Genomic DNA, 17971 nt, shown 5'->3' on the forward strand with positions numbered 1-17971 from the left:
ATGTCAGTATTAGTATTTGTCGACCATACCCAGGGCTCTTTCAAAAAGAAAGCCTTCGAAACCGTAAATTATGCTGCTGAAACCGCTAAGCGTATCGGTGGCGGCGATGTTACTGCAGTAGTATTGGGTACTGTAAGCAACGAGGAAATTAACCAGCTGGGTCAGTACGGCGCTACCAAAGTGCTGCATCTGAACGATGCCCGTTTCGATAATTTCAGTGCCCGTGCCTATGCCAAAGCGATTGCTGCAGGCGTACAGCAGGCCGGCGCTAAAGTAGTGATCGTTTCCTATAACGTAAGCGGTAAAGCCGTTGCCGGTATCCTGGCAGCCCAGCTTAAAGCAGGCCTGGTTTCCGGCGCCGTAGACTACCCGCAGACCGACAACGGTTTCGTGGTAAAGAAAACCGTATTCTCCGGTAAGGCCTTTGCACATGTAAAGATCACTTCCGACGTGAAAATCATTGCCCTGGTGCCGAATACCTTTGCACCTAAAAAAGGCGAAGGCGCCGCTGCCGCCGAAGCCCTGAATGTAAGCCTGAGCGATGCCGACTTCGGTATTACCAAAGTTGCTGAAGATGTGGTAAAAGGCGAGATCCCGCTGAGCGAGGCGGAACTGGTGGTATCCGGCGGCCGTGGCCTGAAAGGTCCCGAAAACTGGGGTATCCTCGAAGACCTGGGTAAAGCCTTCGGTGCAACCCTGGCTTGTAGCCGCCCGGTAGCCGATGCACACTGGCGTCCGCACCACGAGCACGTAGGACAGACCGGCGGTACCATCCGTCCGAACCTGTACGTAGCCGTAGGTATCTCCGGCGCTATCCAGCACCTTGCGGGTGTAAACAGCTCTAAAACGATCGTGGTGATCAATAAAGATCCGGAAGCGCCGTTCTTTAAAGCTGCCGATTACGGTGTGGTAGGCGATGCTTTCGAAGTACTGCCTAAGCTTACTGAAGCGGTAAACAAATTCAAAGCCGCGCATAACTAATCCGTTAGCGCTTAAGATAGGGAAAGGGACTGCAGTCTAGACATGCGGTCCCTTTTTTTATGAACCGGGAAAAATAATATATATATAATGCGACGGCGCCTGGTTGGTTACAGCCAGGTAACAAGCCGGTTATAATTTTGCGGGATTTTATGCGCTGCTTATCTGCGGGCATACCCAAAAACGTTATATACCTTATTATATTATGCTTCATCCCGTTCAGGATATTACCATAAGGCTGTCGGACGACAGCGACTTCGATAGCATCTTTAATATATGGCTCGAAGGCATCGAAAACTCGTTCGATATGGGCGAGTTCGGCGAAGCAGAAGTACGGCAAAAATTCCATACCAATTTCCGGGAGCGCCAGGGCATCTTCAACTTCTGGGTAGCCGTCGATCCTGAAAACAAGGTAGTGGGCTGGCAGTCGCTGGTCAAATTCTCCAATAATCCATTCCGCCAGGATACCTATGCCGAAAGCAGTACCTATATCGCAAGGGCTACCCGGCTGAAGGGCCTGGGCAGAACCCTGCTCAGCCATGCGGTACAAGAAGCCGAGGCCAGTACCCTGGAATATATCATCGCCTTTATTGCACAAAAGAACGAAGCCGCGCGTAAAATGGCCCGCGAAACCGGTTGGCTGGAAGTAGGCGAGATCCCCGCCGACCGCGAGCGTATGAAACACAAACATCCCAAGGTATTCCTGGTAAGGCAGGTGGGGTAGTTATATTGCCGGTAAGATAAGAGGGTGCAGTAATTCCGGGAACACCAATAACATTATTGGTGTCATCCTGAGCTTCCGGCTTTTTCTTATGCCCGACAAACGGCAACCAACCGGGCCGCCGCATATGCGGCTTTGTAACGGCAGGCCTGGGCTATTTGAAAAAATGGAAGCAAAGTAAACGTGCTACGAGGGTTGTCACTTCTTGTTGGTGTAAAGTTTTGCCTTTTTAGCTTTAGGGGTTCCCCTGCATATATCCCCCTCTTCCACCCCGACTAACCACATCCTTAATGCTTTGATCCGGGTTTTGGTCAGGTTTGTTTTATGCAGGTTCCAACACATCGGGGCCGAACTTCCTTGTAGCTCGTCCGCGCGTTCGGGGTAATAGGCGTCCATTTCCGCATCGCGAAGCTGGTACCATATTTTTTGCGCTTTTTTAAAGTTTCGGATGAATACCGTATCGCTTTTATAGGCTTTTAATATTGCCTGGTAACTGTTGTTCAGTTGCTTTTCAGCCTTTAGATAGCCCTTATATGCAATCTGGTTCAATTCGTATTGTGTCTGACCATAGCCCAGCATGGTGATTAAGCAAAAGCAGGTTAATGCAAGTATCGTCTTCATGACTTTTTTTGAAATTTATGCATTTTATAAATGCCCATCATGGCGGGGAAGTTTTTTTTATTACGGCTAATGATAATTTCAATGGCCAGGAAATAAGTGTAGTATAACTGCCCCGTAGCCGCCTATTAGGCCTCCTCCCTCTTATGTCGTACCTTGTAGGGAGCTATGTCTACCATTTTATCATCGGGCACCTATTACGGGATAGAACGTAAACAGGAGGAGGGGATGTGTTTCAAACTGAACATTACCCGTTACGATCCTTTTACGGATATCGGTAAGCATTATCATGAAAATGCTTACCTGAGCCTGTTGATCCATGGGGTCTACCGGGAAATGAACCGGAAAGCAGAACAGGACCTGCTCCCGGGCGAATTGATCTTCCGGCCTGCGGGTTACGATCATGCCAATCATTTTGCGGCCGGCGGTGGCAGTTGCCTGAATATAGAATTCAAACCGGAAGCCATACAGGCGTTGATCGAAAAGCCGGTGCTGCCACAGGTTATGGCTGTTTATCCCGCCGGCACTTTCGAATACCTGTACAAATTGCTGTACTGTTTTATACAGGACCTGGGCGATGGCCTGCAGGATGAGTATATACTCAACTGGCTCGCGGCGCAAACCGTACAGAAAATACCCGCCCGGCTTTTATGGTTGCCCAGGGTAAAACACATCCTGGAAGAGGAGCTGGACCAACCCTATTCTATTACCGGCCTGGCTGCCCGGGTACATGTGCACCCGGTATACCTGGCCCGGGCCTTTAAAGAGCGCGAAGGTATTACGCCGGGCGAATACCGGCTGAAAATGCGGCTGGGCAAGGCAATGGAGCTGTTGTTCCGTACCCGCGAGTCTGTTTCTTCTATCGCCTATGCAACGGGTTTTACCGATGCGGCTCACTTTATCCGGTCTTTCCGGGCCTGTTATCCTACCTCCCCGCACCGGTTCCGTGCGTCCCTGAAAAGTTAATAGGGTACAATTTTTACCGGTTCTCCTTCCCTTTATTTGCAATAAAAAATCATGGGCCAAGTTATCCGTGTACTGAAGAACCGCATCCTGGTATGTCTTGCCGTATTCTGTCCGCTGTTGGCAGCTGCGCAGCAGGACCTGCATTACGAGTTAACAGTCAGGGCAAATCTTGCCGGTAAGACATTTTCTGTAAATGGCTCCATGTCTTTCCTGGCGGGCCCTTCGGCTACAGATACCCTATCTGTTACGCTCCACAAATGTGCAGCCCCGCCTGTACTTCGCTTAAAATGCCCTTCGGGGCAGCTTGCCGGTATCGATACATCCACCAACGAAACAGGCGACAGGGTTTACCGGTTCCGGTTTCTAAAAAGGCTTGCTGCCGGTACGCGCCTGGAATTCGATTACCGGTACGAACGTGGCGCCGCGCCTGCATTCCAGTATTACATAGACCCTACTTTTTGTATGGCGGGTGGTTACGGATCGGCATGGTACCCGCAGGTTTCCGCTGCTACGGGCACGGGTGCAGAAGAGGTAATGCGGGGTACTGCCCATATCAAGGTTGTATTGCCCAAGCCGCTGGTGGCGGTGATGGCGGCTGCAAGTCAGAGCACTACAATGCAGGGGCAATCGGTTACCTACGATTTCCGCTATGCAAGGCCCGATATTTTTTCGTTGTATATCGGCGCTTACCGGCGACAGGAAGTAAAGGGCCCGATCCCGTTTTACTACTTCAGCATGGATCCCGAAACTCAGGTCGCGGAGCTTTCTGTAAAAGCGTCGGAAGTACTTAACTATCTCGTATCCCTGTTCGGTCCTTTGGCTATTCCCCATTTCTCTGTAATCGAATTCCCGGATGAGGTGTCCGAGCGCACGGGTATCGGCGGGGCCAGCATCATGGGTGGGATCGTAATGCCGGCGCATGCCATGAAACGCTTTAACTACGCGCTTTTCGGCCATGAGTTTTCCCACCAGTGGTGGGGCAATAAAGTGCTTGTGCGCGGGACTAAAGGCGGACCAATGTTAAGCGAAGGCCTGGCGCAATACGGCTCCCTGCAGGTGGTACAACACTTCGACAGTGCGCAGGCGCTCCTGTACCGGAAAACGGGGTATCCGGGTTATATCCCCGATCAATGTGGCCTGGGCTACCTGAAAAATGCGGCGGCAGGTATCGATGCTCCACTCGCAGAACTGACCGATGCAAACGGGCATACGATCGGCAACAGTAAAGGATTCCTGGTGCTGGAGCTGTTGTCCCGGGTAATGGGGAAGGAAACATTCCATAAAACCTTACGGCATATCGCCGATCAGTATAGTGTACCCGGCCTGCGTTGGGAAGACTTCCTGCAGGAGCTCGAAACGGCGCATGGCGGTAGTCTGCAGTGGTTCTACAGTCAATGGTTCGACCGTACCGGCGCCCCCGCCTGGAACACGGCCTGGCAACAATCGCAGGACGAGCTCCTGCTCACGGTTACGCAAACAGGCAGCAGCTACCGCCTGCCCCTGGATGTGCTGATCACCTGTGCCGGTGGCGAACGTATACTGCAACAGGTATGGATCAGCGGGCGCGAAACTTTATTGCGGTTTCCTGTACCGGGCCGCGTTACAACCGTACAGCTCGATCCGTATTTTAAGATAATCCACTGGGACGACACATTGACGCCTATGGCCAGGGAGCTGAGCAAGGTGCAGCGTGTACAACAGCTCCGTGCCGAACAAAAACCAGAAGCGGCCGAAACACTGGCCTGGTCTTACTTGCAGGCCGGATTCCCCGAAGATCGTTACGGTACCGAATTTCACCTTTGGTATAACCTGGGCCGTATTAAAGGGATACTTGGTAAAGAAGAGGAGGCGCTTTCCTGTTACCAGGACGCGTTGCGTTGCGCCGTTCGTTCGCCCGAGCTGCTGGCCTATACCTATTACCGGATCGCGCAGATCGCGCAGCGTAAAAGAGACGCCGCGCTATTGCTCTGGGCCTGCGACCAGGCGCTTAAAGCAGATGCCTTGTATGACAGGCAGGACGATATGCAGACATTGATCGGTCAGTTGAAAACGGCCGGTATGCCCGCGCAGAAAAACTAAACCGTTGCGGGCAAAAATTACCCATGGTTAGGTATAGAAACTGCCTGTTATTCAGGCTACGTTTGTGGCATTGCTGATATGTAATCCCTTATCAAAATTATGCTGCACGATGTTTTTATAAGCTATACGCAACCCGACCGCAATGTTGCCACCTATATGCATGATCTGTTCCAGGCCAACCAGCTGAAAAGCTGGATGGCGCTTTCCGGGAGCAACGGTATCGTGATGGACCCGCCTTTTGAAACCCAGCTCGTTCATGCTATCCGTAACAGTAGGATCTTTGTATTGATCTACTCCGATTATTGTAATCATTCCGACGATATAATCCGGGAAATCCGGCAACGTAACAAGCAACATCCGACTGTTATTATCCGGCTCGACGATTCCAGATACCGTCCCGATCTTTCTTATTATCTTGAAGGTATCCAATACGTGAAAGCTGCTCATCATAACCTTTATCCTGCTGCCTGCAGGGTGTTACAGGAAGTGATCAAAAAACTGCAGGAGCATTTCCCCGGTCTGAACCTCCCTACAGATAAACTGCTTTTTTACAACGGCGTGAAGCTGCTGGATGACAGGAAATATAACAGGTCGGTTGCTACTTTGGCGCAATACACAGAGATCGATCCGGATAACTGCGATGGTTGGTTTTACCTGGCACTCGCGACCATAGGCGGCAGAAAGATCCGGAAAATGACGCTGCAGGAGGTACAGCGGTTAGAAGCTATGCTGCTGCCGGTATCCGGTACGAAGGAAACGGGTTTTATCAGCCTGTTACTGGCGATCATCAGGCAGAGTTATTATGCCGGTAATGGTTTTATCGTACCTGCGCCGGGTATCGAAGCTTTGGTAGATGGTGTCGTCCTGGTCAGGGAAGAGGCCCTGGTACTCGTTATGCATATCGATGAATCGGAACGCAGCCGGTTCCAACAATTTTTAGCATATTAAATAAGGCGCCGCATGGATTATTCTTCAAACGAAAGCCGCAGAACGGGAGTCGCAAAATACTTTATAGAAACACCGCGCAAACCGGACAAAAAGATCTGGATACTAATGACTGGGGTTTCATTATTACTGATACACAAAGGATATGGACAGGCCAATGAGGGAGGTACGCTTTTTATAATTGCGGGTTGGGGCGGCTTATGCTGGGTAGGAGCCAAACTCTATCAAATCGCGAGGCAATATCGTCTTGATTTTAACGAAGCCGAGCCTAAAGCTACGGATATGGATATGGACGCATGGCTTGTCGATGGGTATGCTATGATCCTGGGTATGGCAAAAAAGAGATTAGGGCTCGAGGAGGACGACATCAGTGCAAACCCCTTGAGGATCGATGGCCCTGATCTCCAATCCCACATAGCGCCGGGCCGGGACCGTGTGCTGCGTTTTGATCGTCATGATATTCTTTTATTGTTTTTGACGAAACATCACGTTGCTACCTACCGCTGCACTTTTGATCTTCGTAGCGGGAAGATTCTGGCAGAGGACACAAAAGAAATCCTGTACCGGAATATTACCACCGTGGAAACAGGCAGATCCGGTGATGTTTTTGTATATGGCATCAAAAAGATCCCGATAAAAGGGGTACGAAACCTGGCTATATACACAGCCCATGGTAAAGTTATTTCCATTAATTATTTCCTGGACCGCGAAATCCAGGATGACAATACAATTACGCCTGCATCGGATGCGGAATATACCATCATGGCCTTGCGCAGGCGGATAATCGAGAGCAGGGGCGGATAGGCAGCGCATATTTATATATAGGCGGGCAGCGAAAAGGCGGGACTGGTTATCAGTCCCGCCTTGCTTTGTATAACGTTGGCCTGGTATTTACCGGTTAGTAGGTTTCGGTCACATAATCTGAATTTACAAGCATGCGTTCGTAAAGATCTTCGAGCAGTTTTGTCGATTCGGGCCTGTAACCAAAGAAACGGAAGCCGGAAGGCGCTGTTGTTATACCATGTTTAAATGCATCTGCCATATCCTCGGCGCAGATCAGCTCGTCTATCTTGTCCAGTACAAAGTCATCACCCTGGCCATAAATCCCGATATAACTCAGGCAATAGATAAGCGCACAACAAAAGAGAAGAGCTGCGATAGTGTACTGGTTAACGATATAAAAGAGGATGGCAACACCAATGACCAATAGCGGTTCGACGAAAGTCTCCTGTATGCGGGTCCGGTTTCTGGCCGGGCCAAGGCCTATATTTTCAACGAAGGGCAACAGCTTGCCGGTCGAGCGGCTGAACCGCATATGCTTCTCGTCGGGATAATATTTAGACTCCTGGTAGCGGAAGTAGCTGAATATTAAAAATCCTGCTGTAAAAAGATACCAGCCCCAGTTGAGGGCCATGATATCAGACCAGTCGGCCCCGTGCATCATTGACGCCATGAAAAGGGGGAAAATAATCAGGAACAGGCCAATCACAGTTACGGGGAAAAGATTGAAATAGCGGCAGCCCATGTCACGGCGTATAAAGACTTCGAGCAGCAGCTTTGGGTAAGAGGCGATGCCCAGGAAAAAGTTAAGCAGCGCTTCTCTAATGGGGTTTCTTCTTTGGCAGACAGAGGTGAAATAAAGATTTTTCTTCATTGTTTTTGTTGTTTGATAATTGTATGATAGAAAATATTTTCATGTGTAAAATTAGCCTGCGACGATATGCCGGGATGTACCTACTGCTGGGTATTTTGAAAGAACAACGGGCCGGAGATTACAGGATTCCGGCGGGAGCCTCCGGGAATGCGGCATTTGTTGAGGGGTACCTGCGACAATGTTCCCGGATGCGCCTTTAGCATATGTGCGCGTCCGGAAGCTGTTGCAGGCATGGGGTGTATAAGATGCCGAGGTTGATCTGTGAGGCCAAGGTGCAATCTTGCCTTGAGAAAATGTATTAAGAAATTAAATGATCCTTGGCCGGGACAATGCCGCTAATGACGGATAATATTAGTATTTTTATAATCCTATAAATTGGCCATGAAAAGACTCGCTTTGATCATCCTTTTACTTGTTACTGGGTTAAAGGTAACGGGACAACAAATTAATGCTAAAATATCAGCCGATCAGCGCAGGCAGGAAGTTATACTGCTTCAAAAGTCGCTGATCAGCTTGCACCCCGGATTATACCGTTATAACACACCCGGGCAAATCGATCAATACGTAAACGAGTTGCTGCAAAAGGTATCGGGCCCAATAACGGACCATGCGTATTTTATTTTGTTGTCTCAATTTGTGACGAAAATAAAATGCGGCCACACTTACCTGAATCCCTGGAATCAAAAAAAACAAGTCATCGACGATTATTTTTCTAAGTCCTACATCCCATTTTTATACCGGGTAGTCGATAAGAAATTTATCATCACGCATAACCTGTCTGAGCATCCCGGGATCAGGGAAGGAGATGAAATCATCAGTATTAATGGTATTGCGGTACATACGATCTTTGATAGTCTGTGGACGGTAAGCCGTTCCGATGGCAACAACGGGCCGGGAAAGAAGTCAGACAATATGAATATTGTCCCTATAGATATTGACACCAGTAATTATTCGATGTTCGATATATTTTTCCCGCTCTTTTTTCCTCAGAATTTTGATACAGCTACTTATCGTTTCGGGATAAAATCCTCAAAAGGCAAGTCCCGCATGATAACGGTCAGGTCGCTGTCGAAGAAACAACGGCAGTTGGTTTGCGTTTCAAGATTCGGGAAAATCCCGATACACGAAGAAAATTGGACGTTCAGATCACTGAATCCTGAAACTGCCTATTTCAGGATCGGAGATTTTGAAACATGGGAATGGAAAACTGATTACAAAAAGTACCTGGACAGTGTTTTTAAAACAGTGGCACGAAATCATACACCAAATCTGGTCATAGATATCAGGGGCAATGAAGGTGGCGATGATGAGGCGCGGGACGAACTGCTGTCCTATATAATCGATAAGCCATTTGGTTGCGAAAATCCTACCAGGAGGTTGTATAGATTTCTGAGCATACCAGACACGCTAATGCCTTACTTAAAAACATGGGAAAAAGAAGCCAAGCAGCCTAAAAATGCAAAGGAATATACGATGACATCAGAAGGTTTGTACGAACGGAATGAAGCCATACGGCAACCCTGTAGCCCTGTTAACCCCAAACCGGGTGTTTTTAAAGGGAAGGTATTTTTAATAACCAATTCAAACAATAGTTCCACAACTTTTACACTCGCAGATATCTTCCAGGTAGCACACAGGGGGAGCATTGTGGGGGAGCAGACCGGAGGAACAAAGCAGGGCCTGAACGGAGGTAAATTTTTACTCTTAAACCTGCCCTATTCGAAAATCGAAATCGATATTCCCATCATCTGGCAGGCGCCTGCAACTGCCAGGCAGGATGAGGGTATTGTCCCGGATTATGTTATCCCGGAAACACAAAAAGACATAGCCCTGCACCATGACGCGCAGCTTTCTTTTGTCCTCGGTTTAATTTCGAAACAACAGACGCAACATAAATAGCCAGGGAAGGGATAAGCGCATCTTCAAATGCTAACCGGAGAGATCAATACGATTTAAGGGCCGTAAACAGAGCCCAAAACAACAAAACCCGCTCGAAGAGCGGGTTTTGTGTTGTAGAATCACATGGATTCGAACCATGACCAACAGAGTCAGAGTCTGGTATGCTACCGTTACACTATAATTCTAGTTCCTTTTGGGGAGTGCAAAGGTAAAACACTTTTTTATTTCTGCCAATTCCTGGCAAAAAAATCTGCCCGCCTGAATACCTTTTATAAATAATCCCCGGAAGAAGGGTCCCGGGGATTACTCGTACCCGTTCAGCAGACCGGGCTATTGTACTTTTTCCCGTATCAGGAACGGATCACGGAGAAGTAGATATCGTAACCTATGCGCCATGCGTTAACCTGTACGATGTAAGGCGCTGATGAGCCTACGGTAACCACTTTCGAAAAGCTGGTCGGTGCGGATGGGTTGGTAGAGATGTCGACCAGGTTCGTGCCCAGGATACCATTGAACCGCACACTGGCTTCATCGGCAAAATAAACGATCGTGGGAGCGGTAAGCGGTGTGGTTTTCGTTACATCGCTTGCCGACAGGCCAAAGGCATAATAAGGCGCGCCGAAACCTGCCTGGAATACGGCACAGCTGACGATGGTGTTGCCGCCGCCGCCTTTGCGGGTAATGGTAGTGGCAAAAGAACTGCTGAAGAACAACATTGCGGTTACGGTAAAGGCGAGCAACAATTTCATGTTTTTCATAAAAAATTGATTTGTGTTTTGGTGAAGGGCAAAGATCAAAAGGCATAAGGGTATTAAATGCCCTCCTGTAACATCCTGCATTTTTTTAATCGCGCAGGAATACTTCCGGCCCTTTCCAGGCTATAATAGACGATAAACATAAATGATTTGTTAATATTTTATTATATTGCAATCGGGAATATGTGTTTTATTGACTGCAAGCTCGTGAGTAATCCCTGATGTAATACCTAACCTTAACCTGAAACACCCAACAATGTATGAAAACACAATCACTACGCGGAGCATTCCGCAATTGCCTCTTTGGCCTCCTGGGCCTTATTGCCTGCGGCACCGTATTCGACCTTAGGGCGCAAACGGCGCTTACAGCAGGAGATATAGCCTTTACGGGTTATAATAGCTTTGACGCCGCAACGACTACCTACAGCAACGAGTTCAGCTTTGTTATCCTGAAGGTGGAAGGCATTACTGCCGGAACAACGATCAACTTTACCGACAATGGCTGGAACGTTGCTACAAGCATGACCAGTCCCGCTTTCACGAACGACGAAGGCGTCATTACCTGGACAGCCGGCAGCGATCTGCCGGTGTTTACTCAAGTGCATATCCAGGTAAACGGGACCGGTACGGCAATCGTGTCGGCTACTTCGGGTACCGCGGTCCTTACGACGCCTAACTTTTGGCTGTCCCCGGCGGGCGACCAGGTGTTGGCTTACCAGGGCGCGCTCAATGTCGATCCGCTGATGATAGCCGGGGTACATACCAATGCAGAGAACGTAGACGGGACTAGTACGCTGGTCGCCTGGGATGCAGGTTATGTTACCAGCAACGGAAGCCGCTCGGGTATACCTCCCGGCCTGGCCGGTAATATTACTGCAGTAATGCTGGTAACAGGAGCCGGACCTTTGTTTGACCCTGCAACCGATAAAAAGGCCAACTGGAAATACGACTGCGCCTTAGCCGTCTACCCGACAGGCGTGGCGTTGCGTAACGCAATAAACGACCGGTCAGGCTGGAACGGGGCCAATGCCTCGCCTTATGACTTAAACGCGACCTGCGCCTTTGCCGTGCCGCCTGTGATTACTTTACAGCCCGTCAAAACCACCGCCTGTATCGGTATGGATACGGTACTTAAAGTAAATGCCAGCTATGCGACAACCTATAAATGGCAGCGCCGAAGCAATAGCACACTTGCATTTACCGATATGGTGGATACGCTGCCTTTCTCGGGAAGTAATACCAGCCGTTTTCATATTAATGCGGGTGCATCGGGTGGAGGTGGGTATTACCGTGTCGTGGTCAGTAATGCTGCAGGTTCGGTAACTTCTGATAGTGTGTTGCTGAGTGTGAAAGCGAGAGGGGAGTGGCTTTTTGGTACGCCGCAATGGTCGAATCCGAATAACTGGAGTTGCGGGTTACTTCCCGACTCTACTACCGATGTAGTGATTGCGCCCATACATGCGACATCGCCAAGCCCGGTGGTCGATATTCCCGATGCCGTCTGCCGGAATCTCTATGTTGGTATCCTCACCTCGGTCACGTTTGCCAATGCCGCGAGTGCGCTGAAGGTGCATGGCGCCATTACCGTCATGCAGTCTTCGCTTATGGTAAGGGGAACCCTGGATCTCACCCAGGGTAAGCTGATTTATGCGGGTGCACCGACGCAGGTCGTTCTTTCAAGCACTTATAACAACCTTGAGATCCGGGGTGATAAAACACTTACGATAGCCGGTGGTATCCAGGTAAACGGGACGCTGACGCTGAATAACGGCAAACTTTTTACAGGCGACAATACCGTTACGATCAACGCCACCGGTAATATCGTGCAGGCAGATCCCAATTCCTTTATCGTACTGGCGCCGGCACGGTCTTCCTCGGTGCTGATCCAGAATAATATTGGTACAGGAGGGCGTACCGGAGATGTTCTTTTCCCGGTAGGCACGAGCGCAACTTCTTACACGCCGCTTAAGGTAAATAATAGCGGCCCGGCAACTTATTTTTCCCTGGGGATGCGGGATTCCGTATGTACTGGTTATTTCGGATCCTTCAGCACGCCCAATGGTCCTAAAATAACGAATAACGTGGTGGCTAAAGCCTGGAATCTCAGCTCAACAAATGCCTTGAATGCCTCGGTTACTTTACAATGGAATGCTGCGGACGAGTTACCTGGTTTTGATAACCAGAATTGCACCGTATCCCGTTACAGCAGCGGGAGCTGGAATGCGTCAGCCCTGGCTGCGGCACAAGGATCGGGCCCATATACCCTTACCCGTTCGGGGTTGACGACGGCAGGCGCAGTACTGGCTGTGGGTAGTGCAGGGTCGCCCCTGCCGCTCCACCTGGTAGCCTTTAAAGGCATATACCGGGAAGGCGGAGTAGATCTGGATTGGGAAACCGTAGATGAAAAGAACAGCAGCCATTTTGAATTGCAGCACGCAACCGATGGCATACGGTTCAGCACGTTGGTTATGGTTCAGGCACGCAGGGCTTTATCCAATCATTACAGCTACAGGCATCTGCAGCCTGTGTCTGAAAACTATTACCGGTTAAAGATGATCGATGCCGACGGTTCCTATACGTACAGCGAGGTGGTGCTGGTACGTAATAACGATGGCGCTGATGCCGGCAATTACCGGGTCTATCCAAACCCGGCCAAAGAATGGGTTACTATCCGGAGCAATCATGTACCGGTATCGGGCAGGCTTTTGTTGTACGACTTTACCGGCCGGCTGGTGCTGGAGCAAGCAATAACCGGGCAGGAAACGAAACTGTCGCTTGCCGGTTATCCTGCCGGTATGTACCTGTTGCAATTGTTTAATGGGAATACCGTTACCCAGCATAAATTGAATAAGGAATAACTGCACATTGTAACATGTCCCGCAGAGGATTGTTTTGATATAATGGAACACACCCGGCTGTTGGGCCGGGTGTGTTTTTCATTTCCTATAGCTGCTCTCATCTAATATCTAATATCTAATATCTCACATGCTTTGTTGAGGATACAAACCTACGATGCAGGTACGCCGGGGTGAGGCGGAAGGGGATGGGTAAAAGACTGGAAAATACAGGACATAAAAAAAGCCCCGCTGTGTTAGCGGGGCTTCTGGGCTCTCCCTGCTGGACTTGAACCAGCGACCCTCTGATTAACAGTCAGATGCTCTAACCAACTGAGCTAAGGAAGAATGTGAATGCCTTCTCGCGAAGGGAAATATTGCACGGGTAATCAAAAAATGAAAGCCCTGCTGTGCTAGCGGGGCTTTTGGCTCTCCCTGCTGGACTTGAACCAGCGACCCTCTGATTAACAGTCAGATGCTCTAACCAACTGAGCTAAGGAAGAATTTCAATGCCTTCTCGCGAAGGGAGTGCAAAAGTAACTAAAATTTTTATTTCGCAAAAATATTTCAGGACTTTTTAAAAATTTTTTCCCAGGAATCTGAAGTTTACCCATACGATCCGGAAATCATCCAGCGCGGCAAAATTTTCGGCGTATTGCTCCGATAAATGTTCCTGGTTATACCGGTCGGGCGCATACGAAGTATTAAGCGGGTAGGGCGGAATAACCGGCGTGGGTATAGCCGGCAGTTGTTTGGCTGCTGCAAGATCCGGTGCATAGCCTACCCATGTTTTTTTACCCCCGATCACCTGCAGGATGTTTTTCCAGAAGCCCTTTTTATCGGCCACCTTAAACGACAACAGCGGGTACAACAGCAGGAGAGCGATACCGGTTGTCAGATCGAAAATGCGTTTGTTGCGGCGGGAGTCGGCGGCACTGATCGCATAACGTTTACTGAGCGAAAACTCCTCGGCATTATGCCGGAGGCTATTGCTGCCCACAATGGCATTACTGTCTGTTACATGGATCTTGAAAAACGGCCGCGTGGTTTGTCCCATGCGCTGCATGATCTCCTTATAGGGCATCGAGCCGGTGTTAAATACAAATTCGTTGATATTGTATACCTGCTGGATGCCGGACAGGTCGGCTGTATTGCCCAGGCTCTGGTCGGTATCGTTTGTTGCGGAGGATACCCGGCCAACGATCTCGAGATTATAATGCTGTTGGTCCAGCAAGGTCTCCGTGGCTGCCGCCTCATCTTTATTACCAATAATGGCTGCCTTATAATCGATCTTACCGCGGGGTACCAGGCGGATCCAGCCCAGCAGGGATAACAGCCAGCGTATCAGCAGCAATACCACTGCGCCGGTCATGCCGCTAAACAGGACCACCCCGCGGGAATAGCGGTAGGCCATAGGCAATAGCCCGTACCCTGCCAGCACCAGAATGGTGCCCAATACCATACCCCGGCCCGCCTTAAACAAGCTGAATGGCTTATCGTATGCGCCGTTGAGGAACAGCGACAACAACCAGATGCAGAGGAACAGCGGGATGGTCGTGCCGAATAGTCCCGGTGGCATGGTACGGGGGGCGATATTGTCGAACCAGAAATCTTTGACCAGCGTTGTAACGATAAACAACAGCAAGGCATCGAGCAGGAACATCTTAAACAAGGAGAAGAGATAGCGGCCCCAGTTGAAAAAGTTACGCAGTGCCAATACCATCTTCAGCGAGAAAATATAAATGGCGCCAAGCCTTTTGGGATAATACCGTTTCACAAACAAAGCATGGGCCTCGTAAAAGATCTTGATATAACGGGCGCTTAGCTTACGGGTACTTTCTCCTTTGTAATGGATGATCGAGGTTTGCGGGTAATAATAGTTTTTGTAGCCGGCCTGTTGTACCCGGTGACAAAGATCCACGTCTTCGCAGTACATGAAATACGACTCGTCGAAACTGCCGCCTGCAGCGTCCATGGCGCTTTTGCGTACCAGCAGGCAACAACCTGAAAGGATATCGACCTCCGCCGTTTCATTTTCGCCCACATGTGCAGCATAGTACCGGTTAAACACGACCGACCGCGAAAAAAGTTTGGAAAGACCGGTTACTTTATACACGGAAGTCCAGAACGATGGGAAAGACTTTTTGGAATCATAGGCATATTGCCCCCGTCCATCGAGCAGTTTGGGACCCAGGCAACCGATCTCGGGATGCTGGTCCAGGTAAGCAATGGTGAGTTCATAAAAATCTTCAGGAACAACGGTATCCGGGTTCAGGAAGTGGATATAGGCCCCCTGTGCAATGGCTACGCCCTGGTTGTTGGCCTTCGAAAAGCCTGCATTGTCTTTATTGGCGATCAGGATAACCTCTTTGAACTTTTCCGCTACCAGGGCACAGCTGTCGTCTGAAGAGTTATTGTCGATAACGATAATCTCTGCAGGTAACGAACGTACAGCACGCGTTACGGAATCAAGGCACAATTCCAGGAAGGACCGGACATTGTAACTGACAATAATAACGGATACTTTCTTCTGTTGCATGTAGATCACAAAGTTGGGAGCGGGGTATGCCGGATAAAAAAATGCACCCCCCGGATCACAAAAATAGATTTTCTGGAAGGAAGTGCAAATTTTCGAAACTAATAATCAATATTATACGGCTGCAGGTATGCGCAGACTAGTAAACGTGCTGCCCGCCGTTGATCGCATAATTGGCGCCGGTAATAAACCCCGACTTGGGAGATGCGAGGAACGATACCAGGTGGGCAATCTCTTCTGTGCCGCCCATACGCCCTACCGGTATACCTTCTATAATCTTATTACGCACCTCGGGGGCAACGGCCATTACCATGTCGGTGGCCACATAACCCGGCGATATCGTATTTACGGTAATGCCTTTGGACGCTGTTTCTATAGCCAGCGTTTTGGTAATACCGTGCATGCCGGCCTTAGCTGCAGCATAGTTTACCTGGCCAAACTGCGCCCGCTGCCCGTTTACAGAAGATATATTGATGATGCGGCCATAGGTTTGGTTGAGCATCGGGTTGATGACGTGGCTACAGCAATTAAAAACACTGGTGAGGTTAGTGCCGATCACGGCATCCCAGTTTTCTTTGGACATTTTCTTAAAGGCGCCGTCGCGGGTGATGCCGGCATTATTCACCAGTACATCTACAGGGCCATGGTCTTGCGTAATGGCTGTTATCATCCGGCCTACATCGTCGTAATCCGACACATCGGCATGATACAAATGAAAAGTATAGCCGTCCTGCTGCATCTGTTGCTGCCATGCTTCCGCTTTCTCCTGCGACCTGTAGTTCGCACAAACGATATACCCGTCATCGGCGAGGCGCTTGCAGATATGCGTGCCCAATCCCCCGGTAGCCCCGGTCACTAAAGCGACATATTTTTTATTTTCCATAAGTAAACAATTTTTTGTTTAAGATATAAAAATAAATCCAAACCGGTGTAAAGGCGGGGTGTAAAAGAAAGATAACGAAAGCTTATTGCAGGGCCTGTAAACAGGAACGCCGCTTAGTAGCGGCGTTCAGTTACATATTGTACGAGTTCTTCCATGGCGTTCCGCGCTTCCGATTCCGGGAAGCGGTGCAGCACTTCCATGGCTTCGGCCTGGTACTGCATCATTTTCTCGTGAGCATAGGCAATACCGCCATGTTGCTTCACGATCTCGATTACTTCGTTTACCTTATGTTTATCCTTGTTCTGGTTTTTGACGATGTAGATGATCTTTCTTTTGGTCGCTTCATCCACATGCTGCAGGGTATAGATCAGGGGCAGGGTCATTTTCTTTTCCTTGATATCGATACCTGTGGGCTTACCTATATTATCGTGGCCGTAATCGAACAGGTCGTCCTTGATCTGGAAACTGATGCCGATCTTCTCCCCGAAGGTGTGGAATAGTTTGGCTGTTTCCGGGTCGCCGGTGGCCGACCAGGCGCCTGCCGAGCAGGCCGATGCCAGCAGGGAGGCTGTTTTACTGCGTATGATCTCGAAATATATGTCCTCTTTAATATCGAGCTTCCTGGTTTTTTCGATCTGCAGCAGTTCGCCTTCACTCATTTCTTTTACCGCGGTAGATACGATCTTCAGGATCTGGAAATCGTCGTTCTCGAGCGACAGCAGCAATCCTTTAGACAACAGGTAGTCGCCGACCAGTACGGCTACTTTATTTTTCCAGAGTGCATTTACAGAGAAGAAGCTGCGGCGCATATTGGCGTCATCCACCACATCGTCGTGTACAAGCGTGGCCGTATGCAGCAACTCGATCAGGGAAGAGGCCCGGTAGGTGCTGTCGGTAACGCCCCCGCTTATTTTGGCGGCAAGGAATACGAACATAGGGCGCATCTGTTTGCCTTTACGCCTTATAATAAAGCGCATGATACGGTCGAGCAGGGGATTCTTGCTGCGGACGCTTTCTGCAAATTTTTTTTCGAACAGGTCAAGCTCTGCGGCAATCGGTTTCTTTACATTTTTCACCCGCGGGAAGTATTGTTTGTTGTTTTA

At 49.4% G+C, this 17971-nt stretch carries 14 protein-coding genes and 3 tRNA genes; 8 read left to right on the forward strand and 9 right to left on the reverse strand.

Going from position 1 to position 17971, the window contains the following annotated elements; all coding sequences use genetic code 11:
- Together B0I18_RS04630 and B0I18_RS04635 are read left to right on the forward strand one after the other, a co-directional pair.
- On the forward strand, positions 1-981 hold the full coding sequence (locus tag B0I18_RS04630; protein WP_106521466.1) for an electron transfer flavoprotein subunit alpha/FixB family protein: 981 nt from the start codon (positions 1-3) through the stop codon (positions 979-981).
- Positions 982-1183: 202 nt separating this feature from the next.
- Positions 1184-1702 carry a GNAT family N-acetyltransferase gene (locus tag B0I18_RS04635; RefSeq protein ID WP_106521467.1) on the forward strand — a complete coding sequence of 173 codons (519 nt, stop codon included), beginning with the start codon at positions 1184-1186 and terminating at the stop codon, positions 1700-1702.
- A 195-nt stretch (positions 1703-1897) separates the two neighbouring features.
- On the opposite strand, the gene B0I18_RS04640 is transcribed toward B0I18_RS04635, so the two are convergent.
- Entirely contained in the window at positions 1898-2320 is a 423-nt protein-coding gene (locus tag B0I18_RS04640; protein WP_106521468.1) for a lysozyme inhibitor LprI family protein, read from the reverse strand.
- Between the two features lie 165 nt (positions 2321-2485).
- Between B0I18_RS04640 and B0I18_RS04645 the strand changes: the two genes are divergently transcribed.
- From B0I18_RS04645 to B0I18_RS04660, 4 genes are all read left to right on the forward strand, one after another.
- Positions 2486-3283 carry a helix-turn-helix domain-containing protein gene (locus B0I18_RS04645; protein WP_106521469.1) on the forward strand — a complete coding sequence of 266 codons (798 nt, stop codon included), beginning with the start codon at positions 2486-2488 and terminating at the stop codon, positions 3281-3283.
- 51 nt (positions 3284-3334) lie between these two features.
- Entirely contained in the window at positions 3335-5362 is a 2028-nt protein-coding gene (locus B0I18_RS04650; RefSeq protein ID WP_106521470.1) for a M1 family aminopeptidase, read from the forward strand.
- 99 nt (positions 5363-5461) lie between these two features.
- Entirely contained in the window at positions 5462-6310 is an 849-nt protein-coding gene (locus B0I18_RS04655; RefSeq protein ID WP_106521471.1) for a toll/interleukin-1 receptor domain-containing protein, read from the forward strand.
- Between the two features lie 12 nt (positions 6311-6322).
- Positions 6323-7111 (forward strand): hypothetical protein, encoded by a 789-nt coding sequence (locus B0I18_RS04660; protein WP_106521472.1) that lies wholly within the window; start codon positions 6323-6325, stop codon positions 7109-7111.
- Between the two features lie 94 nt (positions 7112-7205).
- On the opposite strand, the gene B0I18_RS04665 is transcribed toward B0I18_RS04660, so the two are convergent.
- Entirely contained in the window at positions 7206-7961 is a 756-nt protein-coding gene (locus B0I18_RS04665; RefSeq protein WP_106521473.1) for a hypothetical protein, read from the reverse strand.
- A 381-nt stretch (positions 7962-8342) separates the two neighbouring features.
- Here B0I18_RS04665 and B0I18_RS04675 point away from each other — a divergent pair, with 381 nt between their 5' ends.
- Positions 8343-9860 carry a S41 family peptidase gene (locus B0I18_RS04675; RefSeq protein WP_106521475.1) on the forward strand — a complete coding sequence of 506 codons (1518 nt, stop codon included), beginning with the start codon at positions 8343-8345 and terminating at the stop codon, positions 9858-9860.
- Positions 9861-9974: 114 nt separating this feature from the next.
- On the opposite strand, the gene B0I18_RS04680 is transcribed toward B0I18_RS04675, so the two are convergent.
- A tRNA-Gln gene (locus B0I18_RS04680) sits at positions 9975-10045 on the reverse strand.
- A gap of 165 nt (positions 10046-10210) precedes the next feature.
- Complete coding sequence (locus B0I18_RS04685) at positions 10211-10618, reverse strand: hypothetical protein (RefSeq protein WP_106521476.1); 408 nt, start codon at positions 10616-10618, stop codon at positions 10211-10213.
- Positions 10619-10875: 257 nt separating this feature from the next.
- On the opposite strand from B0I18_RS04685, the gene B0I18_RS04690 reads away from it, so the two are divergent.
- Entirely contained in the window at positions 10876-13473 is a 2598-nt protein-coding gene (locus B0I18_RS04690; protein WP_106521477.1) for a T9SS type A sorting domain-containing protein, read from the forward strand.
- Between the two features lie 250 nt (positions 13474-13723).
- On the opposite strand, the gene B0I18_RS04695 is transcribed toward B0I18_RS04690, so the two are convergent.
- The 5 genes from B0I18_RS04695 to B0I18_RS04715 form a co-directional block, all read right to left on the reverse strand.
- Positions 13724-13797 (reverse strand) — tRNA-Asn (locus B0I18_RS04695).
- Between the two features lie 78 nt (positions 13798-13875).
- A tRNA-Asn gene (locus tag B0I18_RS04700) sits at positions 13876-13952 on the reverse strand.
- A 74-nt stretch (positions 13953-14026) separates the two neighbouring features.
- Entirely contained in the window at positions 14027-15988 is a 1962-nt protein-coding gene (locus B0I18_RS04705) for a glycosyltransferase family 2 protein (protein ID WP_106521478.1), read from the reverse strand.
- A gap of 136 nt (positions 15989-16124) precedes the next feature.
- Positions 16125-16868: an acetoacetyl-CoA reductase gene (gene phbB / locus B0I18_RS04710; protein WP_106521479.1), complete on the reverse strand. Its 744-nt coding sequence runs from the start codon at positions 16866-16868 to the stop codon at positions 16125-16127.
- A gap of 113 nt (positions 16869-16981) precedes the next feature.
- Positions 16982-17944 (reverse strand): polyprenyl synthetase family protein, encoded by a 963-nt coding sequence (locus B0I18_RS04715; RefSeq protein WP_106521480.1) that lies wholly within the window; start codon positions 17942-17944, stop codon positions 16982-16984.
- Positions 17945-17971 lie beyond the last annotated feature (27 nt).

It is taken from the genome of Taibaiella chishuiensis (genome assembly GCF_003014535.1).
GTDB classification, from domain to species: Bacteria; Bacteroidota; Bacteroidia; order Chitinophagales; family Chitinophagaceae; genus Taibaiella; species Taibaiella chishuiensis.